The sequence below is a fragment of the Magnetovibrio sp. genome (genome assembly GCF_036568125.1).
Lineage (GTDB): Bacteria > Pseudomonadota > Alphaproteobacteria > Rhodospirillales > Magnetovibrionaceae > Magnetovibrio.
The window spans coordinates 116,056-141,395 of sequence record NZ_DATCTF010000013.1; the positions used below are offsets into that span (position 1 = coordinate 116,056).

Sequence of the window (25,340 nt, forward strand, 5' to 3'; positions counted from 1 at the left end):
TGTTGGCATTTAGCGCCCTTTGCCTTTGAGATCTTTGTAGAATTTGTAGTTGTTACGGCCTTCTTCCTTGACCGCGTACATGGCCTCGTCGGCGGCGCGGGCCAGCTCGTCCATGGTCTTGCCGTCCTCGGGGAACACGCTGATGCCGATGGATGCGCCCACCACGGCGTGTTGGCCGCCCGGCACTTCGATGTTTTCGGTCAGCTTGGAGATGACCTTTTTCGCGACCACTGCGGCGCTGTCGGGATGGTCGAGGTTTTCCAAGATGGCGACAAACTCATCGCCACCGAAGCGTGCCACGGTGTCCGATTGACGCACACAAGACAACATTCGTTCCGCCACGGTTTTGAGCACCGCATCGCCCGCTTCATGGCCCAGTTCGTCGTTGATGGGCTTGAACTTGTCCAAATCCACGAACATCAAGGCCAATGGCTTGTTGGAGCGCTCGGATCGATAAATCGCGCGTTCGACGCGCTCGATGTACAGATTGCGGTTGGGCAGTTTGGTCAGGGCGTCGTGGTGGGCGAGATAATGAATTTTATCGAGCGCTTTTTTGCGCTCGGTGATGTCGCGGACCACCCCGGTGAACAGGCGTTGATTGCCTTCCATCATTTCTGTGACCGAAAGCTCAATGGGGAAAACTGCGCCGTTGGCATGCTGGCCTTCGAATTCCATCGCCGAATTTATGATCTCGCCCTCGCCGGTTTTGACGTAACGATCCAGGTAATTGTCGTGATGGTCGGCGTATTGTTTGGGCATCAGCATTTTGATGTTTTGTCCCAAAACATGAGTTCTGGGATAACCGAACAAGCGCTCACCCGCGGCGTTGATCGATTGTACGTTGCCTTTTTGGTCGATGGTGATGATGGCGTCGCGCACCGTGCCGAGCACGTTGGCGAGGCGTTGCTCGCGCTTGCGGGCGTCTTCAGACGCACGGATGTAATTGCTGATATCGCGGCATTCGACCATGTAGCTTTTGGCTTGGCTCTCGAGTGCGCGCACCCGCATCAACACGTCGATGGGGACGGCGTTCAACGGACGCAGCTTCAGCGGCACACCCGCCTCTTCCTCGGCGAACGCGTCTATGCCCAGCGCGATCAAGTCGGCGTAGTCGGCGTGGATAAACTCCGCCAGCCCATGTCCGAGCACGGCGTTTTCATCACTCGCGCCGAGCATGTCGACGCCGGCGGGATTGATGTAGGTCAGGCGACCGTCTTTCAGCACGGCCACCAAATTGGAAATGGCGCGCAGAAGTTCGGAATCGCAGTCGTTCCGTGTTGTGTCGTTCACTCATTTCTCCCTTTGGGGAGTTGCGATTAGCTTTGAAGCTGTTTAAGGGCCGCCGAGTGTGTGTTTTTGTCTCCCGCCGCGAGCACGCGACCGTCTGATTGAAGCGTGACCGGGGCGCCATCCCAGTCGGTGATGATGCCGCCGGCGCCTTCGATCACAGGCGCCAGGGCAGCGAAATCGTATGTGCCGAGGCTGGCTTCGCAGACCAGATCGACATGACCGGCCGCGAGCAGGCCGTAAGCGTAGCAGTCGCCGCCGTAAACCGTGCGCCATGCCGCCTTGGACAAACGTTCGAAGGCCTCTTGGTTGGCGCCGGAAAACATTGCCGGCGTGGTGGCATAGAGCCAGGCGGTGTCCAGGGCGGTGCCCGTGCGGGTTTTGATGACCTTGCCGTTCAGCGTGGTGGGATAGCCTTGCGCACCGACCCAGCGCTCGTCCATGCCGGGCGCATCGATCACGCCGACGATGGGTTTGCCGTTTTGGCACAGCGCGATCAGGGTGCCGAACAGCGGCTTGCCGGTGACGAACGAATTGGTGCCGTCGATGGGGTCGAGAACCCAGACGAATTCGGCGTCGACGTTTTCGCTGCCGTATTCTTCGCCCAAGATGCCGTGGTCGGGATACGTATCGGTGATGATCTTGCGCATCACCCGTTCGGCGCTACGGTCGGCTTCGGTGACCGGCGAGGCGTCCGATTTCGCGTCGACGGCGATGCCGGTGCGAAAGCGGCTCATGATCTCCGGGCGCGCGGCATTGGCGAGCACCACGGCCAAGTCGATGAAGTTCTGCATGGCGGCCATAATGCGTCAATCCGCGAGGGTTTTGAGGAATGCCAACACATTGGCACGGTCTTTGGCGTCCTTCAATCCGGCAAAGGTCATTTTGGTGTCCGGCACAAAGGTCCGCGGTCCGGCGATGAACGAATTGATTTCGGCTTCTGTCCAGGTGCCGCCGAACATCGTCAGGGTCTTGGAATAACGGAAGGTTTCAGAAGCCGCTTTGTTGCGCCCGACGATGCCCCACAGATTGGGGCCGGTGCGGTCCTTGCCGCCTTTGTCGAAGGTGTGGCAGCTCATACATTTTTTGCGAAACAGGCTTTTGCCGCTTTCCGCGTCGCCACCCGCCGCCACCGCCGCGATTTCGGCGACCGGCTCGGTTGGTGCGGGCGCAGGGGCGGGCTCGGGCGTAGCTTCGGCAACCGGCTCTGCTGCAGGGGCAGGCGCGGGTTCTGCAGCCGGTTCCGGTGTTGGTTCGGGAGCAGGTGCAGGTTCTGGGGCTGGCTCCATTGCGGGCTCCGTCGTCTCTTCGGCGACCTGCGGCTCCGAGGTGCCGTGCTTGGGAATCGCCATGTCGCCGACGTAATTGACAAACGCGAACACCGCGAGGGTGAACAGGATGGCGCCGAGAACGTTTTTGATCATGAGAAAGCCCGCTTTTTTTATCTGCTGTAACGACCCGTGTCCCATCGCCGCACGCCTGTAAGTTGCCCGGATGCGCCGATGTGCGACTTTAACCACAAGACCGCATCAACATCAATGGTGCCAAGGCCTTGAATATGCGTAAGCTATATGGTCTCGTGACGGCAGTTTGACAATCCTTGAGGTCTCGCAGATGTCCAAATTGAACCCCATTGTGATCGTTCCCGCGCGGATGGCGTCGACGCGCCTGCCCGGCAAACCGCTGGCCGACATCGCCGGGTTGCCGATGATCGTGCAAGTTCTCAAGCGTGCCGAGGAAGCCGCCATCGGCCCCGTGGTCGTGGCGTGCGCGGAACGCGAAATCAAGGATGCGGTCGAGGCGGTAGGCGGGCGGGCGGTGTTGACGGACCCCAACCACCCGTCGGGTTCGGACCGTATTTTCGAGGCACTGCAAACATGCGACCCCACTGGCAACTTCGATGCCATCGTCAATCTGCAAGGCGACCTGCCGGTGCTCGATCCCGCCGTGGTGCGCGCCGCGCTCAGCCCGCTGGACGACGCGGATGTCGATATCGCGACCTTGGTGGCCGAAATCGAGTTGGAAGAAGAAAAGACCAACCCCAACGTGGTCAAGGCCGTGGTCGGCTTCAAGGATGGCGCGCGCATCGGGCGGGCGCTGTATTTTTCCCGCGCCACCGTGCCCCATGGCGACGGCCCGCTGTATCACCACATCGGCATCTACGCCTATCGCCGCAATGCGCTGGAACGGTTCGTCGGCTTGAGCCCCGGAATTTTGGAACAACGCGAGAAATTGGAGCAATTGCGCGCCTTGGAAAACGGCATGCGCATCGATGCGGCGCGCGTTGACACGGTTCCGTTCGGGGTTGATACTCCCGCCGACCTGGAGCGGGCCCGGCAGATTTTAGCCGCCCAATAACGTATATAGAGAGCAAGCTATGAGCGCAGACAACACCATCGCTTTTCAAGGCGAACTTGGGGCCAATTCCGACATGGCGTGCCGCGCCGTGTTCCCGGACATGCAGACGCTCGCTTGCTATACCTTCGACGACGCTTTTTCGGCGGTGCGTGACGGTCGGGCGCGTTTGGCGATGATTCCCATCGACAATTCGGTGGCCGGTCGTGTTGCCGACATTCACCACCTGCTGCCCAATTCCGGCCTGCACATCATCGGCGAGCATTTTCAGCGCATCGATCATCATCTGTTGGCGGTCAAGGGTGCGCGCATCGAGGATCTGACCCATGTGCACAGTCACGTGCACGCGCTCAACCAATGCCGCGGCATCATCCGCGAATTGAAGTTGGAGCCGGTGGTGCATGCCGACACGGCGGGCGCTGCGCACATGATCAGCGTGCGGGGCGACAAAACCCAAGGCGCGATCGCTTCGAAACTCGCCGGTGAAATCTATGGCCTGGAAGACCTGCGCGCCAACATCGAGGACGCCGAACACAACACCACGCGGTTTCTCATCATGGCCAAGGAAGCCATCATGCCGCCGCAGGGCGAAGGCTTGGTGATGACCAGCTTCGTGTTTCGCGTGCAAAGCATTCCCGCAGCGCTCTACAAGGCGCTCGGCGGCTTCGCCACCAACGGCATCAACATGACCAAGTTGGAAAGCTACATCATCGACGGCAGCTTTCAGGCCGCCCAGTTCTATGCCGAAGTCGAAGGCCATCCCTTTGACGAAAGCATGAAGCTGGCGTTCAACGAACTGCGTTTCTTCACCCACGAAGTCAAAATCATGGGCACCTATCCGGCGTCGTCCGTGCGCGCGGAGATGGGCTGAGCGTCGACCAAGTGATTGCGCCTTAGGTCTTGCAAAGGGGGGGCGTTTCGCCTTATCTCATCCCCACGCACATGCTAGACTATCCAGACTATAGGCCATCATTGAAGCGGGGACAGTGCAGATGTTGAGGCGTGAGCCTGATAAATTGGCGTTTCAAGGCATGGATCCTGCGAAGGACCCGCTTAAAATCCTGCGCATGACCGGCTTCAGCGCCCTGGACGAAGCGACGCTGTTGGGCGCGCTGTTGGATCTGAAAGCCCACATGCGCAAAGACGGCGTGATGGAAGACCTGCACAACAAAGGCCGCGAAGCCTTGCGGGTGCTGGCGGCGCGCAAAAGCAAGCCCTGACGCAGGACCGCGCACCTTGCAAGCAGCGCTGTATCTCGTGCGTCGAGCGATGTGCGGTTCCGTGCATATTTTAAACGAAATCAGTGTTTTCTGTCTTGGATCGGCGGGGCCGTGCTGGTACTGTGCATACGCGCCGTTAACGTAGGGGATTCTGCGTGCCTAAGTCCGTGTTTCAAATCAAGCCGATAGAGGGGATGTCTATGCTCTCCCGGCTCGCCAAATCCATGCGTGTCGCGGCTGTGCCTGCGGCGGCGTCTGTTTTGGCGGCGGTGGCTTTGTCGGGCTGCACGACCTTTCTCACCAACACCTCCGAAGCGTTTTTGGAAGAATGCATCAACGACCGACTCGACATCGTTGAAAACGTCGATTGGTCCACGGTTCCGTCCAACCGCATGCGCATCGTCGACAACAACTTCCGTCCGATGGTGATGTATCTGGAAAAGGGCCGCCCCTATAGCTTGACGGTGGAAAACGCCGATCCGGTGGTGCACGACATATGGGCGCCCGGCCTGTTCAAGCACGGCGTGGCGCTGGAGAGCGTGCAGATCGGCGACAAGACCCCGGCCAAGGGTTGCGTCAACGGCGTGCGAATCGAACCGCGCAGTACCGTGACGTTGCGATTCGTCCCGGTTTGGGAAGGCCGTTACGAATTTCGCGACAGCATCCTGGCGCTGATGCCCGGCCAATACGCCGACGGCGTGTTTCACATCGTCGAGCCGCGTCTCGGTTTGGCCGTCAACTGATTCGCCTTTCCCCTAACTTACTTCTGACTTTTCAATGCGTTGGAAGCGGCTGGGCCGACTTTGCACCGATCCGTCAAATAAACTTTGTTATGGGCTTTGCAGCGGGCGGGCGGCCTTGATATACTCCGCGCGGGAGATCGGCGCGGACGAAGTTCTCGCGAACCCGGTCAGGTCCGGAAGGAAGCAGCCGCAACGAGTTTCGCTTCGGGTCGCTGCTGGTCTCCCACCTCTTCTTTGCCTAGGACCTGAAGGCAGGCTCAGCGAACCATGTCCGACGAGACCAAACCAGACGCGCCCGCTGAAGAATACCGGGTCCTGGCGCGCAAATACCGTCCCACGGATTTCAACACCCTGATCGGCCAGGAAGCGTTGGTGCGCACCCTGACCAACGCCATTCAGTCGGGCCGTTTGGCCCACGCGTTCATGCTGACCGGCGTGCGCGGCGTGGGCAAAACCACCACCGCGCGGATCATCGCGCGCGCGCTCAACTGCATCGGTCCCGACGGTCAAGGCGGCGAAACGGCCGAGCCCTGCGGTGTGTGCGAAAACTGCACCGCCATCGCCGAAGACCGCCACGTCGACGTGATGGAAATGGACGCCGCGTCCAGAACCGGCGTCGACGATATCCGCGAAATCATCGAAGGCGTGCGCTACAAGCCCGTTTCGGCGCGCTACAAAGTCTACATCATCGACGAAGTGCACATGCTGTCCAAAAACGCCTTCAACGCGTTGTTGAAGACGTTGGAAGAACCGCCCGAGCACGTCAAATTCATCTTCGCCACCACCGAAATCCGCAAGGTTCCGGTGACGGTGCTGTCGCGCTGTCAACGATTCGACTTGCGCCGCATCGACATGGACACCTTGTCGGCGCACTTCAAAGGCATCGTCGCAAAAGAAGGCGCATCGGTCACCGACGGCGCGTTGGCGCTGATTTCGCGCGCCGCCGACGGCTCGGTCCGCGACGGTCTGTCGCTGCTGGACCAGGCGATCGCCCATACCGCCGGTGAAGTCGGCGAAGACGCGGTGCGCGACATGCTGGGCTTGGCGGACCGGGCGCGCACCTTCGATCTGTTGGATGCGGTGATGAAGGGCGATGTCGAAGAGGCGCTCGGCCAATTGGCATCGCAATACGACAGCGGCGCCGATCCGGCCCAGGTTCTCGAAGACATGTTGGAATTGGTGCATTGGCTGACCCGCATCAAGGTCACGCCGTCTGCTGCCGATGCTCCCGGCGTGCCGGAAATGGAACGCACCCGCGGCGGTGAGATGGCTCGCGGACTGTCGATGGCGGCATTGACGCGGGGCTGGCAGATGTTGCTCAAGGGCTTGGGCGAAGTGCGCTCCGCGCCCAGCGCGCTGCAAGCCGCTGAAATGATTTTGGTGCGTCTGATGTACGGCTTGGAATTGCCCGGCCCGGCGGATGTGCTCAAGAAATTGCAAGACGCGCCCACGACGCAACCGTCCTCGCCCGGTGGCGGCGGTGCTGCGATGGGCGGTGGCGGCATGACGACGATGGCGTCGGGTGCGCCGACCCAGCCGAGTGCGCCAACCACGACCCACGGCCCGACCATGTCGTCGGGTTTCGGCGCGCAGGCGCAAACCCAGGCCCAGGCCGAAATCAAGCCGCTGAGCGTGTCTGAGTTGCAGTTGCCCGATCCGCAAACCTTCGCCCAGGTGGTCGAGCTGGCCGAGACGGTCGGTGAGATGATCTTGCACGCCAACCTGATTTCCAATGTCCATCTGGTCAGCTTCCAGCCCGGGCGCATGGAATACCACCCGACCGAACACGCGCCCGGCGATCTGGCCCAGCGCTTGGGCAAGATGCTCAACGATCACACCACGCGCCGCTGGGTGGTGTCGATTTCCAACCAGCCGGGCCAGCCGACACTGCGCCAGCAAGCACAAGCCGCCGAGGCCGCCGAAAAGGCCCACGCCGCGGAAGATCCGCTGGTGCGCGCCGTGCTCGAAGCCTTTCCCGGTTCGGAAATCGGCGAAGTGAAAGACACCCGCGCCGAAATTCCGCCGCTCACCCGCCCGCTCGAAGATGAAGAGCTGGACGACGACGTTTAAAGGACGAAACGCGGGTGTATGAGCTTTACTATTATCCCGGTAATGCCAGCATAACGCCTCACGTGCTGTTGGAAGAGATCGGCGCGCCGTTTCAATTGCATCTGGTCGAGCGCGCGCGCAATGAGCAAAAGTCCGTAGCGTACAAAAAACTCAACCCACGCGGTTTGATCCCTGTGTTGGTGGACGGCGACACGGTTCTGTATGAGACCGCGGCGATCTGTCTTTATCTCAGCGACAAGCACCCCGACGCCGCGCTCGCACCGCCTTGCGGAACGGCGGAACGCGGGCATTTTTACAAATGGCTGATGTTTCTCGCCAACACCGTTCACCCCGACACGCTGATCTATTTCTACCCCGAGCGCTACACCCTTGAGGCAACAGGCGACGTCGGCGTCGGCGCGATCAAGGATGCGGTCGAAGAACGCCTGACGGAGATGTTCCAATTCATCGACGCACAGCTCGTCAAAGGCGGTCCGTACTTGATGGGTGAACAGGTTTCGCTTGCCGACCACTACCTGCTGATGTTGGCGCGCTGGGGGCGCAACATGAAAACGCCGCCGCGCGATATGCGACATCTGCGGCGCAATGTGGAGCTGATGCTTGCGCGTCCCGCCGTGCAGCGCGCGCTTGCGACCGAGGGCTTGTCAGCCCCCATTTTCTGATCGCAATAGCACACCGCGCGACGATACCTCAATCGGGAAGCGTCAGATCCAACGAGGCTTTCGCGCCATCGGTTAGGCTGGCGATGACGGTGATGTCGGTGCCGGCGTTGAATTCGCTTTCAAACTTGACCTTCCATTCGCCGTTGTCGCCGGCGGTGGTGTTCAGGTCGGCCGACATCACGCCGCTGGCCGGAATTTCGTAGTGCACGTGCACCCGTTCGCCCGCCGTGGCGGTGCCGCTGACGTCCAGACCGGTGTAATAGGGCGCGGTGCCGATGCCTTGTGCCTTGGAAATGGTGATGGTGGACATGATGCCTCCTCAAAGTTGGATTTCACGATTTGGGGTTTTCATTCCCGTTGACGAATCAGACGGGTCTTTGTGATGGAGAAACCGTGGAGCGGTTTAGCTTAAGCCTTGAATTTCTGTTCGGTTTTGACGCCGTTGCACACGATGGTCAGGACTTTTTCACCGCGGCTGTACATCTGTGAGTTCGAGACCGTCCACGTGTTGCCGCCGCAATGGGTCATGGGAATGCCCATGCCTTGGGCCGGGAAAAACACTCTGGGGGTGTGTCCTCGGGTGTTGGTGATGTCACAGGTGACGGTGACCTGGATCTCGGCCGGCGGCTTGGGGCCGTGGGTGGTGATGCGGATGTTGCCGATCGTGGTCGCATCGTCATCCGGCGCGGGCGGCAAAGGGACGAGATCATCGGCAATCGTGTCGCGATCGTCGCGATCGGCGCGATCCATCGGGACCGTGCCTTGTCCGTCGTCGTTCTGAACGCCGTCCTGGCTCCGTTCGAACGGATCGTCGGTGGATGCGCCTTGAGCTGAGCCGCCAGTGATGAGGGTGATTTGAATCTCGCGCGGGGGATTTGGTCCATCGGTGGTGATGCTGATGGTGTTGGTCGTGCTCATGGCGTCCTCCTGAACCGTAAACGGGTACGGCCTCTCCCCGGCGGACAGGGGTCAGTTTGCACAACCTATAATATATGTCAAATAATTATTCACGCATCACGTGCCAGAGCGTCTTGGCCGATTGGCCCCGGGAGGCCGCGTGCGTCAGTCCAGAAGGAAGACGTTATTGGCCGCTTCGCCCCACGCTTCGAAGAATTGGCCGAGGTGCGGGCGGGCTTCGCGCTCAGCCTCGATCAGCGCAATGACGTCGGCGACGGCACGGTTGTAGCCATCTTTGGTCACACGTCCGCGGGTCAGCTGATAGCGCAGATATACCAGATAGGTGTTGAGCACATCGGTTTCGCAGTAGTCGCGAATTTCGTCGATGCGGCCCTCGTCGTACATGGGCGCGACTTGCGAGCCGTCGACGCCGAACTTGCCGGGGAAATTCAACACTGCGCAGACTTCGTTGAGCTTCAGGCCGCGCGACGCGGCACCGAAATCGGTCAGCGCCTCCTGCAGATCGCAATGCCAATCCAAGGCGTAGCGCGAGGTGTAGTTTTCCCATTTGTTGGAGGTGTCGTGAAAACCGCCCGCCGTGATGCCGCACACCATGGCACGATGACGCAGGACGGGCAGGTCGAAACCACGCCCATTGTAGCTCACCAGACGGGGGTGTTTGCGGTCGATGAATTGGTAAAAGCCGCCGACCAAATCGCGCTCGGGGCTCTCAGATGTACCCCCGGAACGCAGTTCCTTGAGGTAATAGGTTTCAAAGCGGCCGTCGTATTCGATTTCTGCGGACAGAAAACTGACCGCCACCACCTTGTGAAACGGCTGGCGGGGAAAGGCGTTTTGCCCGCCGGTGGCTTCCAAATGATAGGCTTCCAGCGCCGCACGTCGTTCGGCGGCGTCGGGTCCGATATCGCGGCCAATCAAGTTGGGCACGGCGTCGGTGTCGGGTACGGTTTCGATGTCGAAGACGAACAGGCTTTGGTGTTGCATGAACGCAATGCTATACACGGACGAAACCGGACGCCAGTCTCTCTGGCGTCAGAGTTGTGGATAACGGAGCAAATATGAAGAATCTCGGCCAGATGATGAAGCAGGCGCAGCAGATGCAAGCCCGCATGAGCGAAATGCAAGAAGAGATGGAAGCCCACGAAGTGGTTGGTGCATCGGGCGGCGGCATGGTCAATGTGCGCGTCAACGGCAAGTTCGACGTGCGCTCCGTGAGCATCGACCCAAGCATCATCGATCCCAGCGAACCGGAAATGCTCGAAGATCTGGTCGCCGCGGCCATCAACGACGCGAAAACCAAAATCGACGCCTTCAAGCAAGAAAAGATCGCCGAAATGACTGGCGGTTTGCCGTTGCCGCCGGGCTTCAAGTTGCCGTTCTGAGGCGGCGGAGTATTTCGTTATGGTCAACCCCGGGCGTTCCAGCGGGATCGAAGCACTGATCCAGCTTTTGGCCAAGGTGCCGGGGCTGGGACCTCGTTCGGCGCGCCGCGCCGCGCTGCACTTGATCAAGCGGCGCGAATCGCTGATGGAACCGCTGGCCCGGGCGCTGACGCAAACCGCTGAAAACGTCAAAACCTGTTCGGTGTGTCAAAATATCGACGTCACCGATCCATGTTCCATTTGCACCGATCCGAAACGCGACCGCAGCCAGATCTGCGTGGTCGAAGAGGTCGGCGATCTGTGGGCGATGGAGCGCGTTGTCGGTTTTCGCGGTCTCTATCACGTGTTGGGCGGCACGCTTTCGGCGTTGGACGGCATCGGGCCCCAAGATCTGCATATCGGCGCCTTGGTCGAACGCGCTCGCGACCCCGGCGTCACGGAAGTGATCCTGGCCACCAACGCCACCGTCGATGGCCAGACCACCGCCCATTACATCGCCGATCGCCTGAGCGACGCCAACGTCACCATTTCCGGCTTGGCGCATGGGGTGCCAATGGGCGGCGAGCTGGATTATCTGGACGAAGGTACGCTTTCGGCGGCGCTGAAAGCGCGCAAACCCGTGTAGGCGCGGTTCATTATTTGCAATGCAATCAAAGGGAGAGTTGTAACAAAAAATTCTCCGAATGCATGATTTCCTTCTTTGATAGATATAGACAATATGATACAACCGGTGGTGAGCAGATAAGGCATTTCCTATCTGCTTCCGTTCCCATCAACTTTTTCCCATTCCGGGGGGTCTGGGTTGAAGTTGAAACTGCGAACGTTATCCACCTCAACACCCCCTCCGGATAACGTTCACCCCATGACCGCACCGACCCATGCCCGGGGCCGGTGCGGTCGCTTTTTGGGGGACACCACATGTCGAATGGATGCGAGAAGCGCGTTTCAGGAAAAGATAGCCAGACGCTAAAGATGCAGGGGGAACTGGGTGGATTTAGTCGATCCCGCTGGCATTTTGAACGGTACGGATAAACAGCGTGACGTCGTCGATTTGCTGTTCTGTTATATTCTTCACCGGTTCCATCGGGCCAAAGCGCCAGTTCTTTTCGCGCTTGCCTTCGCGCAGCACTTTTTTCAGCACATAATCGGGATAGAGATTTTCGCGATACATCGGATGGATCAGCGGCGGACCGGTGCGCGTGCCGCCCGCGCCGTCGACGCCGTGGCATTCTTGGCACGATTGTGCGAACACCTCACGGCCACGTTGCGCGGCTTCGCTCAGCGGCGGGATGGTGACCGACGCCTTGATGGAGACCTTTTCCTTACCCCACATGGAAATCGTGGTCAGCACCACCAACGTCACCATCACCAAAGCCATCCATTTGATCGGTGAGCCATGGCGCGGCGCATCCGGGTGCAGGCCTTGGGCATCCATGAGTTCGGGGGCCGGTTGCGTTTTTGGGGCTTGATCGGGCGCCATCGGGCTGATCCTTAACAGTGGTGTGAGCGTGTGCGGGTATAGTCCGCTAATGGACGGGGCGGATTATGGCTCGTTTGCCGTCGGTCCGGCAACCGTTCCTTGCGGTAGGCTCGGTTGCAACGCTTCGGCGGGGCCGTCGTCGGCCAATTGCACGGCTTCGATCTTTTCGCCCTGGCGGGTGACCTTGTCCGTGGAAATGCGGATTTGGCGGATGTCTTCTTCGGTCATGGTGAAATGTTTTTGCAACTTGGCGACCCGGTCGTCCAAGCGGGTCACGTCGTCGAGCATTTTTAGGACTTCCGCCTGGATGACCCCGGCCTGTTCGCGCATGTGGGCGTCTTTGAGCACCGCACGCACGGTGTTCAGCGTCGCCATCAAGGTGGTGGGGGAAACGATCCACACCCGTGCGCGATAGGATTTTTCCACCACGTCGGGAAGCGATGCGTGCAGTTCGGCGTAAACCGCCTCACTGGGCAGGAACATCAACGCGCTTTCCGCCGTTTCGCCCGCAACGATGTATTTTTCGGCGATGGTGCGCACGTGGTTGAGCACGTCGGTGCCGAAACTGCGCAACGCCACTTTGCGTACATCGTCGTTTTCGGCGTTGCGCAACGCCAGATAACTTTCCAACGGAAACTTGGAATCGATGACGATGGATCCGGGTGGATTGGGCAGCTTGAGCAAGCAATCGGCGCGCTTGCCGTTTTTCAAGGTCGCCTGGAATGTATAAGCCGACGGCGGCAGGGCATCGGTGACCAGATCGTTCAATTGAATTTCGCCGAACGCGCCGCGCGCTTGCTTGTTGGACAGGATGTCTTGCAAGCCGACCATTTGATCGGTCAGGGTGCTGAGGTTCTTTTGCGCCGCGTCGATAACCGCCAAGCGTTCGTGAACCTGCTTGATGACGTCGCCGGTGCGTTGGCTGTGCTCGCTGAGACCGTCGCCGAGGCGTTTGCTGACATGCTCGAAACGTTGTTCCAAGGTGCGCGTCAGCTGGCCCTGGCTCTCGGTCATCATCTGCAAGCGCGCCGCCAGATCGGCTTGGTTCGCGGACAGTTGCGCGATCAGCGCGTTGTGTGCGGCTTCCTGCGCTTGAGCGTGGTCGGTCGGTGCACGGCGACCGAACGCCGCCCACAATGCCACGATCAGGGCTGCGCCAGCTAAAACGATGAGGATGAGGCTCTGCGAATCCATGTTTGAAACAGTGCCTCAACGCGCCGGGAAAGGCAAACGCAGGAACAGTTGTTAAAGCCTATTCTGCAGCATGGGCGACGTCGCCGAATTTGTCGGCGATGTCCTTGAATTCGGTTTCGACGGCATCCAGGGCGTCGATGATGTCGGGGTCGAAATGGCTGCCCCGGCCCTCGCGGATGATGCCCATGGCTTTGTCGTGGGAAAAAGCCGGTTTGTAGACGCGTTTGGAAATCAGGGCGTCATAGACGTCGGCCACCGCCATCAAGCGCCCGGAGATGGGGATCGCGTCGCCCTTCAGTCCGTTGGGGTAGCCCGAACCGTCCCATTTCTCGTGGTGGGTGGCGGCGATTTCGCGGGCGTAGCGCATGAACGAATTGCTGCCCAGTTCACGTTCGGCGACCTCAAGCGCTTCGGCGCCGAGGCTGGCGTGGGTTTTCATGATGACGAATTCGTCGTCGGTGAGTTTGCCCGGTTTGAGCAAGATCGCGTCTGGGATGCCGACCTTGCCGACATCGTGCAGCGGCGCGGACTTGTACAACAGATCGATGGTTTCGGCATTGAGTTCGTGGGCGAAATTGGGGTGGTCCTTGAGACGTTCGGCCAATGCCCGCACGTAGCGCTGGGTGCGCAAGATATGTGCGCCGGTTTCATTGTCGCGGGTTTCGGCCAAGGTGGCGAGCGACAGGATGGTGACGTCGCGGGTGCGCGCCAGTTCGGCGGTGCGGTCCTTGATGCGATCGACCATGGTGTTGGTGTGCGCGGCGATCACGCCAAACTCGTCGTTGCTGGCGACGGGAACGTGCAGATCGTAATCGCCCAAGGTCACGCGGCTGAGCACCGAGGTCTGGTTGTTGAGGATGCGGTGTAAATTGTGGGCGTAGGATCGAATGATGTTCAGGGTGTGGGGCAACACCACCGCCAGGACAAAGGCGAATTCCTTCAAGATCGAAGCTTGTGCATCCTTCAAGGTGACCTCAGCGCCGACGCGAATGATCCAGTCCAGATCCTTGATCACCAGCAGCATGAACACGCCGACCAGGGCGGTGATGGAGATCGATGAAAACAACGCAACCTTGCGCGTCAGCGGGAAATAGTTTTCGTCGGGGTCAATGGTGATGTGTTCGCGTTCGATCCGATCGGCGACGGCGCGTTCTTTTTCCAACGCGATGTCGGCGGCGGCGTAGTAGCCCAGGCCGCTCAGCCCAAAGAGAACTTTCAGGCCGCTTTCCAAGAATGGGAAGCCGTACAAAATTTCATTGTAGGCCATGACCACCAATGCGCTGATGGTGAACATGGTGAGCTCAAGCCAAAACAACCGTTTGACCTGGCGTTTCAGCGGCGCAGCATCGACCAGCCGCGCGATCAGGGGTTTGCGTACCATGAATTGCAGCGCAAGCATGAAGATAATGGGCGTTGCGACCTGAAGCGGCGTCAGGGTTTCGATAAATGGGCACACCCGTATGCCATAAAACGGAATGATCACCATGGCTGTCAGGTAGTGCAAAATCGCGCGCATATGTCCCCTCAGCTTTCTCGATCCGGTTGTGTGTCGCCAGTATATAGGTTTTGCGGTGGTGGTGTTAAAGGAACCAAGTTTTGAACTTTTCTTGACGGACGCGGGTTGGAGCCTTAAGTCCTCTCGCATACACTGAGTTCGCTGCAAGACTAGGTAAAGTTACATGGCCGTATTGCCCATTTTGGTCGCTCCCGACCCCAGATTGAAAACCCAGGCCCAGTCGGTCGAAAAGGTCGATGGTGAAATTCGCCAGCTCATGGACGACATGTTGGAAACCATGTATGCGGCCAACGGCATCGGTTTGGCCGCCCCGCAAGTGGGGGTGAGCAAGCGTGTCCTGGTCATCGACGTTGCCCGCGACGATGAAAAGCCCAATCCCATTCGCATGGCCAACCCCGAAATCGTGTGGGCGTCAGAAACCGAGCAGTTGCACGAAGAAGGCTGTCTGTCGCTGCCCGAACAATTTGCCGAGGTGATGCGCCCGACGGCGGTGCGGGTGCGCTATCTGGATCATGAAAACGAAATCCGCGAAATCGAGGCGGACGAAATTCTGGGTATCTGCGTGCAGCACGAAATGGACCACCTGGACGGCACGCTGTTCGTCGACCATCTGTCGAACCTCAAACGCAACATGATCTTGCGCAAACTGCAAAAGGCGCGGCGCGGCCAGCCGGCCACGGTTTAAGCCCGATGCCCTTGAGATGCCCTTGAAAGGTGAAGCGATGAGCGATACCAAGCTGCGCCTTGTGTTTATGGGCACCCCGGATTTTTCCGTGCCGGCCCTCAAGGCCCTGCTCGACGCGGGGCACCACGTGCTCGCCGTCTACAGCCAGCCGCCGCGCAAATCGGGGCGTGGACAAAAGCTCACGCCATCGCCGGTGCATGCCTTCGCCGAGTCCCAAGGGATCGAGGTGCGCAACCCGCACTCGCTCAAAGACCCAGACGAACAGGAAGCCTTTGCCGCCTTGAATGCAGATGCCGCCGTGGTGGTGGCCTACGGTCTGATTTTGCCGCAAGCGATCTTGGACGCGCCGAAAATGGGCTGTTTCAACATTCACGCCTCGCTGTTGCCGCGCTGGCGGGGTGCTGCGCCCATTCAGCGCGCCATCGAGGCGGGCGACCTTGAGACCGGTGTGACCATCATGCAGATGGACGCCGGGCTCGATACAGGGCCTATGCTGCTCAGCGAAACCATCGCCATCACAGCGGACATGAACGCCCAACAGCTTCACGATGCCTTGTGCACGATGGGCGGGCGTTTGATCGTCGAGGCGTTGGCGGGTGTAATCGAAGGGCGCATCGTTCCCCAAACCCAGCCTGAAGACGGCGTGACGTACGCGAAAAAAATCGACAAGGCCGAGACCCGTATCGATTGGCGGCGACCCGCCGACGAGCTTGCCCGGTCGGTGCGGGCAATGTATCCGATGACATGGTTCGAACGTGACGGCCAGCGCGTGCGGGTGCTGCGCGCCGTGGCCGAAGATGCAGCCGGCACGCCGGGAGCCGTGCTCGACGATGCGCTGTTGGTGGCGTGTGGCGATGGTGCGTTGCGTCTGGTCGAGGTTCAGCCTGCGGGCAAGGCGGCGATGGCGGCCGACGCCTATCTGCGCGGCAATCCCCTCAAAGCGGGCACGGTCCTCGATTAAGCGGTTTTAAAAGCGGTCCGGATCGGGAATTTCATCGCCGATCACCGGCGCTTTGGTGACCCCGCGCGCGGCAGCGGCGCGTTCTTCCTGGCCTTGGGCGTAGGTCTTGAATTTCGACTGGCGGCGCACGTTGGGCTTGCTTTCCTTGGCCGATTTCAAAATCTTGCGCACCTCTTCGATGCCTTGGCGCATTTCCAGCATGATGAATTCAGACCGCTTCACCGGCCCGCCGACGCTGTCGCGCGGGAACAGGTTGTGCCATGCACCCATTTTGACCGACAACGCGCACAGCACCGCGCCGATGGTGGTGTGGTAGCTTTCGATCAGCGCCTCGACCTGGCGGAAGCGTTCGGCGGATACGTCGCTCCAGAAATCCTTGGTGCTGGCGTCGAATTCATCGAACAGGCGCTTGAGGTGCGCGCTCAATCCGGTGAAGGTCTTTTCCAGCATGTCGCAGGTTTTCATCAGATTCTGATCGCTTTTCAGTTCCCAATTGGCGCGGATTTTCTTCAAGCTGTCGAGGAAGCCCTGGGTGATCGGCGCGGTTTCGTCCAGGCAATGTTTGTAGTACGCCAGCGACAGGAAAATATCGCCGTAATCTTCCAAAAAGCGCGGCAGTTCCATCAAGTCGATGTCGAGCTTCTTGGCCATCATGTCGAGCTTTTCGCGTGCCATTTTGACGTCGGGATTGCGAAACAGATTGAGCAGGTCGTCGAATTCCTGCACCTGCACGTCGGTGCTGCCGTAAATGTCGCGGATCAGCGGGAAGGTGAAATCCTTCATATAACCGGCCAGTTCCTGGCTTTTTTTCGCCGACAGTTTCAACGCCGTGATGTCGTTGACCGGGATGTCTTGCTCCCTGAGCGAGACCCGCAGGCTGTAGACGTCGTAAGACGGCAGTCGGGCCAATTTGCGCAACAGCGTGATGTCGTGCGGCGAAGCGTTGGCGTGTTCGCGCAATTGCCGCGCGGCGGCGTCCACGGTCATTTGTCCGCTGCCGGCATCGACGTCTTGAAACAACTCGATCATGGTTTGCAAACGCGCGTTCTTGATCATCCGTGCGCGCGACAGCGAACGGTTTTCGAACGGGATGATGCTCATCGGCATGATGTGGAGGGTATCGAGATCACTTTCGAGGGTATCGGACATGGTCTTTCCTGCAACGCGGCGGGATAAGGATTGAAAACTCAATACCATATGTACGCCCGCCAAGGGGGGTAACGCAATACACGTCCCAAAAATGTGGATATTCGGTGCACTTGTAAAACATCTCGCGCTTGGGGGGGCAGTTGCTCTAAAACAGGCCCATGGTTCGATATCGGTTAACAGTTGAATATGACGGCGGCCCGTTTGTCGGCTGGCAGAGGCAGGACACCGGCCTCGGCGTGCAGCAGGTGGTGGAGGACGCAATTCCCGCGTTCAGCGGCGAACACCCGCGCGTCCATTGCGCCGGGCGCACCGACGCGGGCGTTCATGCCTATGGCCAAGTGATTCATTTTGACCTCGCGCGCACGGATATGAACGCAAAGACCGTGCGTGACGCCCTCAATCACCATATGAAACCGCGCCCGGTCAGCATCGTCGAAGTCGAGATCGTCGATGAGAACTTTCATGCGCGCTTTTCGGCGACGGAGCGCGCATACCTCTACCGTATTCTCAATCGCCGCGCCCGTCCGGCGATCGAGCGCGGTCACGTGTGGTGGGTGGCGCAGCCGTTGAACGCCGAAGCCATGCACGCGGCCGCGCAAGTACTGGTCGGACGACACGATTTCACCACCTTTCGCGCCACCATGTGTCAAGCCAAATCGCCCATCAAGACCTTGAATGAATTGACGGTATCGCGCAGCGGCGACGAAATCCGCATCAAGGCGCGGGCCCGGTCGTTCTTGCACCATCAGGTGCGCAATCTGGTCGGCACGCTCAGGCTGGTGGGCGAGGGCAAATGGACGGCGGACGACCTCAAGGCGGCGCTTGACGCCAAAGACCGCGCCGCGGGCGGTCCCACTGCGCCGCCGGACGGCCTGTATCTGATGCGCGTTGGCTATGATCCGTTTACGAGCGATGATGAGATATAGGTTTAATTTCAAAAATGTATATACATTGCAATCTCAATGTATATATAATGCATTGCGTTCATGAGGAGCGAGCCCGGTTATGACCGAAAAAACAAAGCCCAAAAAGAAGATCAAAAAGGATAGCCAGTTGGTGATCCGGATCAGCGGCGAGGTACGGGATCAATTCGTGGCATTGTGTGATGAGCTTGATACGAGCGCGGCGCGCGAAATCCGTCGTTTCATACAAGACTTCCTGCGTGAACATAAGGCTCAGGGCTAGAGGCCTTGCGCGTTTGCAACCCACATCAGGAGACACCAACATGTCCAAGAAGTCGAAAATCAAAAGCCTGAAAAAAGAAGTCAAGCAACGCAAGGCGAAAGTCGCCAAGCAAGAAAGCAAGCTGAAAAAAGCCAAAAAAGCGCTGAAGAAAGCCGCTTAACGGGTTTTTCAAAACACCGCAAAGAAGGCCGGCGATAACGCCGGCCTTCTTTTTTGCCAGGGTGTTGAGAGCCGGGTGGCTGGTAACTAGGCCTTATAGCCCATGCGCAACCCACCCCAGTGCCGCCCCTTGACGGTGATCGGCGCGGACACGTCTTTCATCACCGTCATGACCCCGCCGCCCATGTCGCGTTTGTAGGTTTTGAGCAAAAACGACTTGGTCTGGTTTTGCCCCGCCCCAAGTCCGGTCGGGTCGTCGAAGATGCGCCGGTTGCGGCAGTTGGCCATGTTCCACACCGGATCGTTCGATTGCGGTTGGGAATATTTTTTGTTGTGAGTCGGCAGATAGCCGTTGCGATCCACCGGCGCACTGAAGGTGACGCGGTCGTCCAGGTCGAGCAACGGTTCTTGGATCGGTGGCAGGACACGGTCGGTGAAGGGCACCATCTTGGCCATCACCTGTTGGGGGTCGGTGCCGGGGATTGGCTGGTAGTTTTCGTCGAACAGCTCGTCCATGGTGATTTCGCCCGCATCCACCGCAGCCTCAAAGGTGGTGCTGATTTGCTGCGCCGCCTTTCGCACCGCCACGATGAAGGGGGTGTCGTCGATTTCCAGGCCGTTTTCAACCACCTGCTCGATCAAATCTTCGCTGAGGCTCAGCAACCGCCCGACATGATCGTTGGCGACGTTCAGACGACGACTTTCATCGGTGACCTCAACGGCGAAGTTGCCGAGGCTGTCGGAAACGTGGGTGCACACCGACAAGTTGGCTTGCGACTGTTCGTGGATGTCCGCAACATGGGCCTTGAGCAGGTCGAAGATGGTCTCCAAATCGTCCATGGCCTCGGCGACCTTGGCTGTGTCTTGGCTGGCTGTATCGGCTTTTTCGAGGCTTGTGGCGCTGTCCGTGGCCAGCATCTCGATTTGCGTGCGCAATTCGGACACCGTATCGCTGATGTCGGTGGTGGCATCGCTGGTTTGCTTGGACAAGTTTTTGACTTCCCCCGCGACCACGGCGAAACCCTTGCCTGCCGCACCGGCGCGCGCCGCTTCGATGGTGGCGTTGAGCGCCAACAGATTGGTTTGTTTGGCAATGGCCTCGATGTTCTGCGCCACGCCGGAGACACGCTCCAAGGCGTGGGTCAAGGCATCCAAGCGCGCCGAGATCCCCGACACCGATTCGATCAGGCCGCCGATGCTGCGCGTACTGTCTTCGATGGTGCGCGACGTTTCCTCGGTACTGGACGTGGCTTGCGACGCGATGGAATTGGCCGTGGTCGCCAATTCTGAAATTTGGGCGTTGGATTCGTGCAGCCCGTCCATGTCGGATTTCAGGTCGTCCAAGTGCTGGGTCTTGCCGCTCACCGCGGCGGTGATGTCGTCGAGATCGATAGAAATCTCCGCCAGTTCACCCCACACGCCGGCGATTTGACGTGCGGCTTGTGCGCCAAAATCGGAGCCGACAGGACCAGAGCTGGATGTGTGCGATGTGTCGGTAGGATGGGAAGACGGTTCGGAATCCGAAATGGATTCATGTGTGGTGGTGCTTATGGTGTTCATGGTGGCTCCCCATTGGTCGTGTGCCGTCTGTTCGGCGCAATATACGCTCCTACCCGTATGGGCAGCATCATAACGACTTATTCAATTCTGCAAAGAGCGAAAAAGTAGGTGCGGATACCCAGAAAGTAGGTGTGAAGGTCTAGGGATTGACGGCAGCCATCTTGTTTTGCCTTCACCGCCGTGTCGCGATAGGATTGAAACATGACGGAAAAAGAACCCCTGATGACTTTGAGAACCCGTCCCGCCGCCGGGACTGTGGATGCTGCCGCTGGCGATGCGTCTCATGGCGGTGCGCACGGGGCGTATGGCGACGGGACTTACACCAGCAGCGACGGCTTGCCGTTACTCGGTTTGTTTGCGGTGGGCTTCGGGCTACTGAGCATCTTCACCATCGGGCCGGTGTTCGTGCCGTTGGCATTAATTTTTGGTCTGGTGGCGATTTTTGCGGGGCAGATACTTTTGGGGCTGACGGCGGTTGTGTTGTCATTGATTGGTGTTTTGACCTCGCCCACGTTGATGGTGGTGCTGGGCATCGGCGCATTCGCCGCCTGGCTGGGCATCCCGCTGCCGTTTTAATTCGACTACCTTGCTGCAATCTGATCGTAACGTTCAGGCGTCGTTCATGCGCGCAACGTTATGACGGTCTCAATCGCACACCACACCTCTCAGGTTGGAGACACAGATGTTGAAATCCATTCCTCTCGCCGCCGCATTTGGCGCCTTCGTTCTCGCGACAACCCCGGCCCGTTCAGCAGACACTGACTTCGGCGCGACCGCAGCGGACCCTATCACGGCAAAAGAATGCGGCGACTGTCATATGGCTTTTGCACCGATCAAGCTACCGGGGCGCTCGTGGGTGAAGATCATGGGCGATCTGGCCAACCACTTTGGCGAAGATGCCAGTCTCGACCCGGCCACGGCCAAGCACATTGAGGAATACCTGGTGTCCAAATCCATGGACGGCGGCGGTACCATGTTCGGCAAGATCAGCTACAAAAAGCTGATGAAAAAGCAGCCCAAGGATTACACCCCGATCCGCATCACCGAAACCCGGGACTGGCTCGGCGATCACCGGTCGGAAAAGTACAAGCGTATGCTGTCGGAAAAAAAGATGAATTCAGGCGCCAATTGCGTGCTTTGTCACAAAGGCGCGCCGGAGGGCAAATATGAAGAATTCGACAAGCTGCCGAAATAAGCGGCGCTTAAATCAATAACACCGCGCCCCAATAGCGGATCATAAAATTGATCATAACCGACAACGCCACCACCCCGCTGGCGGCCAATCCGGTGATGTTCAAGGTGTGACGCGCCACGAACCACGACAGGCCGAGGCTGTAGACGATCACCGACGCCAGCATGAACGACATGGCGCTGCCGGTAAGCACGCCCGTGGTGATGGCGATCTGCACGGGGATAGCGAACGCCGAAACGATCAGGTCGGCCCAGTTGTTGGCGACGCCGAACACCAAAAAACGTTGCGACCAGCCCATCAGGCGGCATACGTAAACCATCGCCAGCGGAAATGCGACCCAACCCATCGCGTACATGATGATTTCGACAGAAAAGTAACGCAGCCCCGGCGCGGAGACATCTTCCAAATTCCAGCGCAAGACGAATTCGAGAAAATACAAAGGCGCGATCAACGCAGCGACCCAGAACGAATTCCAAAAGCCTTGCAAGGTGGTGTTGAAAAACAATGCGCCTTTTTCGTCGAAACGCGCCAGCCGCAGTGCGCCCATCAGCGACAGAGTGGCTTCGCGCGGCGATATCATGCGCTTTGGCTTTCATTGGATGATAAAAAATAGCCGACTATCATTTCATAGTAAATGTCGGCCAGTTTGCGGATATCTTCGACGCTGGCGCGTTCGTCGACCTTGTGCGCGGTTTGGTTCATTAGGCCGAATTCCGCGACGGCGGCGTGGTCTTTGATGAAGCGCGCGTCCGAGGTGCCGCCCGAGGTGCTGAGTTCCGGCGTCAATCCGGTAATCTTGTGCACGGCCTGGGTCATCACGTCGGATAGAAGGCCCGGCGGGGTGAGGAAGCTGTCGCCCGAGACGCTGAATTCCAAATCGAAGTTGTCGCCCGCAGCGTTCAACTGATCGCGCAGGCGCTTTTTCAGGGTTTCAGGTGTGTAGGTGTCGTTAAACCGCACGTTGAACACCGCGCGCGCGGTGTTGGGAATGACGTTGGTGGCGGGATTGCCGACATCGACGGTGGTGACTTCCAGGTTGGAAGGCTGAAAATGTTCGGTGCCCAGATCCAGCGGTTCAGCGTAGAGCGCGCTCAGCAGCTTGACCAGTTTTGGCACCGGATTGTCGGCATGCTGCGGATAGGCGACATGGCCCTGGGTGCCGTGCTGGGTGATATAGCCCGTCAGGCTGCCGCGGCGGCCGATCTTGATGGTTTCACCCAAAGTGTCGGTGTTGGTCGGTTCGCCGACGATGCACGCGTCGACGGTTTCGCCGCGTGCGACCATCCAGTCGAGCATTTTGACGGTGCCGTTGATGGCCGGACCTTCTTCATCGCCGGTGATGAGGAACGACAACGAGCCCTTGAACGCATCGCCGCATTCGTCGAGATAACGCGCCGCCGCAGATGCAAAGCAAGCTATGGCCGCCTTCATGTCCACCGCGCCGCGGCCGTAAAGGACGCCGTTATGGATTTCCGCGCCGAACGGCGGGTGGGTCCACGCATCCGCATCGCCAACCGGCACCACGTCGGTATGACCGGCAAAGCAGAGGTTCGGCCCACCGTCGCCAAAACGCGCGTAGAGATTATCGACGTCCGGGGTGCCGTCTTCGGCAAAGGGCAGACGGTGACAGGTGAAGCCCAGTGGCGTCAGGGCGCTTTCCAGAACGCCCAACGCACCCTCATCGACGGGGGTGACGCTGGGGCACTGGATCAGCGCCTGAGTCAGCTCGATGGGGTCAATGAGCTTTGTGCCTGTCACGTTCGCGTGCTCCGATCAGTCGCGCAGCAGTTCGTTGATGCCGGTTTTGGCGCGGGTTTTTTCATCAACGCGTTTGACGATCACGGCGCAATAGAGGTTCGGTGCAGGCTCGCCCGTCGGCATGGTGCGGTGCGACGGCATGGAGCCCGATACCACAACCGAATAGGCCGGAACGCGGCCGTAGAAGACTTCGCCGGTGTTGCGGTCGACGACCTTGGTCGAGGCGGAAATGAACACACCCATGCCTAGCACCGAGCCTTCTTCGACGATCACGCCTTCGGCGACCTCGGCGCGCGCGCCGATGAAGCAGTTGTCCTCGATGATGGTCGGATTGGCTTGCAGAGGTTCCAACACCCCGCCGATACCGGCGCCGCCGGAAATGTGAACGTTCTTGCCGATCTGCGCGCACGAACCCACGGTCGACCAGCCGTCGACCATGGTGCCGCTATCAACATACGCGCCGAGGTTTACGAAGCTCGGCATCAGCACCACGCCGGGCGCGATGTAGGCGCCGCGCCGCGCGATGCAGTTGGGCACCGCACGGATGCCCGATGCGCGAAATTGGGCGTCGTCCCAGCCTTTGAATTTGCTGTCGACCTTGTCGAACCAATGTGCGCCGCCGGGACCGTTTTCGATCATCTTCATGTCGTTGAGGCGGAACGACAGCAAAACGGCCTTTTTCAGCCACTGGTTCACTTGCCATTCACCCACCGCGATACGTTCGGCGACGCGGGCCTTGCCGCTGTCGAGCAGCTCGGTGGCCTCTTCGACGGCTTCGCGGATGGCGCCTTGGGTGGTCAGGCTGACGTTGTCGCGGTCTTCCCAGGCGGCGTTGATGGTGTTTTCAAGGTCGGTGTAGCTCATGGTGCTCGCTCTTAAATCAAATGGGGGCAATTGGGGCTCGAAATTGGGGCTGGTCCGCTGAAAAGCTCCCGGAACATACGGTGTCCGGCGCGGCCTGTCCAGCATATGGGTGCACTTACAATGCGCGCAGCCACGCAACCAGATCGTCGGTGACGAAATCGACGTGATCGCCTTCGGGGGCTTCCTTGCACACAGCGCATTCGGTCACCGGGCGCACCCACACCGTGGCCATGCCGAGCTTGGCGGCGGGTTCTAGGTTGCGGGCGATGTCTTCGACCATCACCGCGCCTTGAGGCGCGATGTCGAAACGCTTGACCAGCTTGTCATAGATTTCCGGTTCCGGCTTGGGGATGAAGTCGGCTTCAACAATATCGAAGATGGCATCGAAATGATCCGCGACGCCGAGCCGCGCCATCACCCGTTCGGCATGGGCGACATCGGCGTTGGTGAAGATGATCTTGCGTCCCGGCAAGCGCGCCAAGGCGGCATCCAGCGCTGGATCGGCGGGAATCAGGGAAATATCGATGTCGTGTACATAATTCAGATACGGCGTCGGGTCCATGGCGTGATTGAGCATCATACCGCGCAGCGTGGTGCCGTATTGGCGAAAATAACTTTTTTGCACCCGGTGCGCTTCGTCTTCGTCGATCTCGAGAAAGCGCGCCAAGTAGCTGCGCATGCGCGCGTCGATTTGTTCGAACAAGCCATGCACACCACAATATAGCGTGTTGTCGAGGTCAAAGACCCATGTATGTGCGCGTATCAGATGCGCAGTGTCGGGTAACGGCGTGTGGTGTGATGATGAGTTCTGAACCATAGCGTCTCAAAGGTGGCGGGCGCGGCTCTGAAACGCAAGGGTGTTGTGCTCGAATTGTGATATTATGGTAGTCAAATATGCGTACTGTGATGAAAAAAAGGTTGTGCTATTTTAAATTTATAATCGTTTGAATTCATTGATGCGCACTTGACGTGATAGTTCATAGTGTAAGGCAGAGCCACA

At 59.2% G+C, this 25,340-nt stretch carries 29 protein-coding genes and 1 other RNA gene; 15 read left to right on the forward strand and 15 right to left on the reverse strand.

The features are described 5' to 3' along the window. Positions 1 to 9: 9 nt before the first annotated feature. From VIN96_RS11165 to VIN96_RS11175, 3 genes are read right to left on the reverse strand one after another with little or no spacing between them, the layout of a single operon-like run. Positions 10 to 1,290: a diguanylate cyclase domain-containing protein gene (locus VIN96_RS11165; protein WP_331896239.1), complete on the reverse strand. Its 1,281-nt coding sequence runs from the start codon at positions 1,288 to 1,290 to the stop codon at positions 10 to 12. Positions 1,291 to 1,316: 26 nt separating this feature from the next. Then, the gene (hisN, locus tag VIN96_RS11170; protein ID WP_331896240.1) at positions 1,317 to 2,090 is read right to left on the reverse strand and encodes a histidinol-phosphatase; all 774 of its coding nucleotides are present in this window, start codon (positions 2,088 to 2,090) and stop codon (positions 1,317 to 1,319) included. 6 nt (positions 2,091 to 2,096) lie between these two features. Continuing rightward, positions 2,097 to 2,711, reverse strand: coding sequence for a cytochrome c family protein (locus VIN96_RS11175; RefSeq protein ID WP_331896241.1), 615 nt, complete (start codon positions 2,709 to 2,711; stop codon positions 2,097 to 2,099). Between the two features lie 190 nt (positions 2,712 to 2,901). Between VIN96_RS11175 and VIN96_RS11180 the strand changes: the two genes are divergently transcribed. The 7 genes from VIN96_RS11180 to VIN96_RS11210 all read left to right on the forward strand — a co-directional run bounded on the left by VIN96_RS11180 (position 2,902) and on the right by VIN96_RS11210 (position 8,337). Beyond that, positions 2,902 to 3,645 carry a 3-deoxy-manno-octulosonate cytidylyltransferase gene (locus tag VIN96_RS11180; protein ID WP_331896242.1) on the forward strand — a complete coding sequence of 248 codons (744 nt, stop codon included), beginning with the start codon at positions 2,902 to 2,904 and terminating at the stop codon, positions 3,643 to 3,645. A 19-nt stretch (positions 3,646 to 3,664) separates the two neighbouring features. After that, a complete protein-coding gene (locus VIN96_RS11185) occupies positions 3,665 to 4,513 on the forward strand; it encodes a prephenate dehydratase (RefSeq protein WP_331896244.1) in 849 nt (282 codons plus the stop codon). A 160-nt stretch (positions 4,514 to 4,673) separates the two neighbouring features. Further along, on the forward strand, positions 4,674 to 4,862 hold the full coding sequence (gene traD, locus VIN96_RS11190; protein ID WP_331896245.1) for a conjugal transfer protein TraD: 189 nt from the start codon (positions 4,674 to 4,676) through the stop codon (positions 4,860 to 4,862). Positions 4,863 to 5,062: 200 nt separating this feature from the next. Further along, positions 5,063 to 5,605, forward strand: a complete 543-nt coding sequence (locus VIN96_RS11195; protein WP_331896247.1) for a hypothetical protein — start codon at positions 5,063 to 5,065, stop codon at positions 5,603 to 5,605. 129 nt (positions 5,606 to 5,734) lie between these two features. Further along, an RNA gene (gene ffs / locus VIN96_RS11200) (signal recognition particle sRNA small type) lies at positions 5,735 to 5,835 on the forward strand. Between the two features lie 37 nt (positions 5,836 to 5,872). Next, entirely contained in the window at positions 5,873 to 7,675 is a 1,803-nt protein-coding gene (locus VIN96_RS11205) for a DNA polymerase III subunit gamma/tau (protein WP_331896249.1), read from the forward strand. A 14-nt stretch (positions 7,676 to 7,689) separates the two neighbouring features. Further along, positions 7,690 to 8,337, forward strand: a complete 648-nt coding sequence (locus VIN96_RS11210) for a glutathione S-transferase family protein (RefSeq protein ID WP_331896251.1) — start codon at positions 7,690 to 7,692, stop codon at positions 8,335 to 8,337. 28 nt (positions 8,338 to 8,365) lie between these two features. On the opposite strand, the gene VIN96_RS11215 is transcribed toward VIN96_RS11210, so the two are convergent. The 3 genes from VIN96_RS11215 to VIN96_RS11225 form a co-directional block, all read right to left on the reverse strand. Further along, positions 8,366 to 8,647 (reverse strand): hypothetical protein, encoded by a 282-nt coding sequence (locus tag VIN96_RS11215; RefSeq protein ID WP_331896252.1) that lies wholly within the window; start codon positions 8,645 to 8,647, stop codon positions 8,366 to 8,368. Between the two features lie 98 nt (positions 8,648 to 8,745). After that, positions 8,746 to 9,255 carry a hypothetical protein gene (locus VIN96_RS11220; RefSeq protein WP_331896254.1) on the reverse strand — a complete coding sequence of 170 codons (510 nt, stop codon included), beginning with the start codon at positions 9,253 to 9,255 and terminating at the stop codon, positions 8,746 to 8,748. A gap of 144 nt (positions 9,256 to 9,399) precedes the next feature. Then, positions 9,400 to 10,239: a 3'-5' exonuclease gene (locus VIN96_RS11225; RefSeq protein WP_331896256.1), complete on the reverse strand. Its 840-nt coding sequence runs from the start codon at positions 10,237 to 10,239 to the stop codon at positions 9,400 to 9,402. 74 nt (positions 10,240 to 10,313) lie between these two features. Here VIN96_RS11225 and VIN96_RS11230 point away from each other — a divergent pair, with 74 nt between their 5' ends. Together VIN96_RS11230 and recR are read left to right on the forward strand one after the other, a co-directional pair. Continuing rightward, positions 10,314 to 10,637: a YbaB/EbfC family nucleoid-associated protein gene (locus tag VIN96_RS11230; protein ID WP_331896258.1), complete on the forward strand. Its 324-nt coding sequence runs from the start codon at positions 10,314 to 10,316 to the stop codon at positions 10,635 to 10,637. A 19-nt stretch (positions 10,638 to 10,656) separates the two neighbouring features. After that, entirely contained in the window at positions 10,657 to 11,262 is a 606-nt protein-coding gene (gene recR / locus VIN96_RS11235; RefSeq protein WP_331896259.1) for a recombination mediator RecR, read from the forward strand. A 369-nt stretch (positions 11,263 to 11,631) separates the two neighbouring features. On the opposite strand, the gene VIN96_RS11240 is transcribed toward recR, so the two are convergent. The 3 genes from VIN96_RS11240 to VIN96_RS11250 form a co-directional block, all read right to left on the reverse strand. Then, positions 11,632 to 12,117 carry a cytochrome c gene (locus tag VIN96_RS11240; RefSeq protein WP_331896260.1) on the reverse strand — a complete coding sequence of 162 codons (486 nt, stop codon included), beginning with the start codon at positions 12,115 to 12,117 and terminating at the stop codon, positions 11,632 to 11,634. 63 nt (positions 12,118 to 12,180) lie between these two features. Then, positions 12,181 to 13,311 carry a DNA recombination protein RmuC gene (locus VIN96_RS11245; RefSeq protein WP_331896262.1) on the reverse strand — a complete coding sequence of 377 codons (1,131 nt, stop codon included), beginning with the start codon at positions 13,309 to 13,311 and terminating at the stop codon, positions 12,181 to 12,183. A 58-nt stretch (positions 13,312 to 13,369) separates the two neighbouring features. Beyond that, complete coding sequence (locus VIN96_RS11250; RefSeq protein ID WP_331896263.1) at positions 13,370 to 14,827, reverse strand: HD domain-containing phosphohydrolase; 1,458 nt, start codon at positions 14,825 to 14,827, stop codon at positions 13,370 to 13,372. Between the two features lie 163 nt (positions 14,828 to 14,990). On the opposite strand from VIN96_RS11250, the gene def reads away from it, so the two are divergent. Then, the gene (gene def / locus VIN96_RS11255; RefSeq protein ID WP_331896264.1) at positions 14,991 to 15,512 is read left to right on the forward strand and encodes a peptide deformylase; all 522 of its coding nucleotides are present in this window, start codon (positions 14,991 to 14,993) and stop codon (positions 15,510 to 15,512) included. Between the two features lie 37 nt (positions 15,513 to 15,549). Further along, positions 15,550 to 16,473, forward strand: coding sequence for a methionyl-tRNA formyltransferase (fmt, locus tag VIN96_RS11260; RefSeq protein WP_331896266.1), 924 nt, complete (start codon positions 15,550 to 15,552; stop codon positions 16,471 to 16,473). 6 nt (positions 16,474 to 16,479) lie between these two features. Here the strand turns inward: fmt and VIN96_RS11265 are convergent, their stop codons facing one another. Beyond that, positions 16,480 to 17,622 (reverse strand): hypothetical protein, encoded by a 1,143-nt coding sequence (locus VIN96_RS11265; RefSeq protein WP_331896267.1) that lies wholly within the window; start codon positions 17,620 to 17,622, stop codon positions 16,480 to 16,482. A 158-nt stretch (positions 17,623 to 17,780) separates the two neighbouring features. Here VIN96_RS11265 and truA point away from each other — a divergent pair, with 158 nt between their 5' ends. Further along, entirely contained in the window at positions 17,781 to 18,548 is a 768-nt protein-coding gene (gene truA / locus VIN96_RS11270) for a tRNA pseudouridine(38-40) synthase TruA (RefSeq protein ID WP_331896268.1), read from the forward strand. 79 nt (positions 18,549 to 18,627) lie between these two features. Further along, positions 18,628 to 18,807, forward strand: coding sequence for a hypothetical protein (locus VIN96_RS11275; RefSeq protein ID WP_331896269.1), 180 nt, complete (start codon positions 18,628 to 18,630; stop codon positions 18,805 to 18,807). Positions 18,808 to 19,053: 246 nt separating this feature from the next. Here the strand turns inward: VIN96_RS11275 and VIN96_RS11280 are convergent, their stop codons facing one another. Next, positions 19,054 to 20,526, reverse strand: coding sequence for a methyl-accepting chemotaxis protein (locus tag VIN96_RS11280; protein ID WP_331896270.1), 1,473 nt, complete (start codon positions 20,524 to 20,526; stop codon positions 19,054 to 19,056). Positions 20,527 to 20,727: 201 nt separating this feature from the next. Here VIN96_RS11280 and VIN96_RS11285 point away from each other — a divergent pair, with 201 nt between their 5' ends. Both VIN96_RS11285 and VIN96_RS11290 read left to right on the forward strand, forming a co-directional pair. Beyond that, entirely contained in the window at positions 20,728 to 21,102 is a 375-nt protein-coding gene (locus VIN96_RS11285; RefSeq protein ID WP_331896271.1) for a hypothetical protein, read from the forward strand. Positions 21,103 to 21,208: 106 nt separating this feature from the next. Then, on the forward strand, positions 21,209 to 21,721 hold the full coding sequence (locus tag VIN96_RS11290) for a cytochrome C (RefSeq protein ID WP_331896272.1): 513 nt from the start codon (positions 21,209 to 21,211) through the stop codon (positions 21,719 to 21,721). A gap of 7 nt (positions 21,722 to 21,728) precedes the next feature. Here the strand turns inward: VIN96_RS11290 and VIN96_RS11295 are convergent, their stop codons facing one another. From VIN96_RS11295 to VIN96_RS11310, 4 genes are all read right to left on the reverse strand, one after another. Then, on the reverse strand, positions 21,729 to 22,298 hold the full coding sequence (locus tag VIN96_RS11295; RefSeq protein ID WP_331896274.1) for a hypothetical protein: 570 nt from the start codon (positions 22,296 to 22,298) through the stop codon (positions 21,729 to 21,731). Then, entirely contained in the window at positions 22,295 to 23,476 is a 1,182-nt protein-coding gene (gene dapE, locus VIN96_RS11300) for a succinyl-diaminopimelate desuccinylase (protein ID WP_331896276.1), read from the reverse strand. The genes VIN96_RS11295 and dapE overlap by 4 nt, the downstream gene beginning before the upstream one ends. Positions 23,477 to 23,491: 15 nt before the next feature. Beyond that, positions 23,492 to 24,340, reverse strand: a complete 849-nt coding sequence (gene dapD, locus VIN96_RS11305) for a 2,3,4,5-tetrahydropyridine-2,6-dicarboxylate N-succinyltransferase (protein ID WP_331896277.1) — start codon at positions 24,338 to 24,340, stop codon at positions 23,492 to 23,494. Between the two features lie 115 nt (positions 24,341 to 24,455). Next, the gene (locus VIN96_RS11310; RefSeq protein ID WP_414675608.1) at positions 24,456 to 25,157 is read right to left on the reverse strand and encodes a pyrimidine 5'-nucleotidase; all 702 of its coding nucleotides are present in this window, start codon (positions 25,155 to 25,157) and stop codon (positions 24,456 to 24,458) included. Between the last annotated feature and the right edge of the window lie 183 nt (positions 25,158 to 25,340).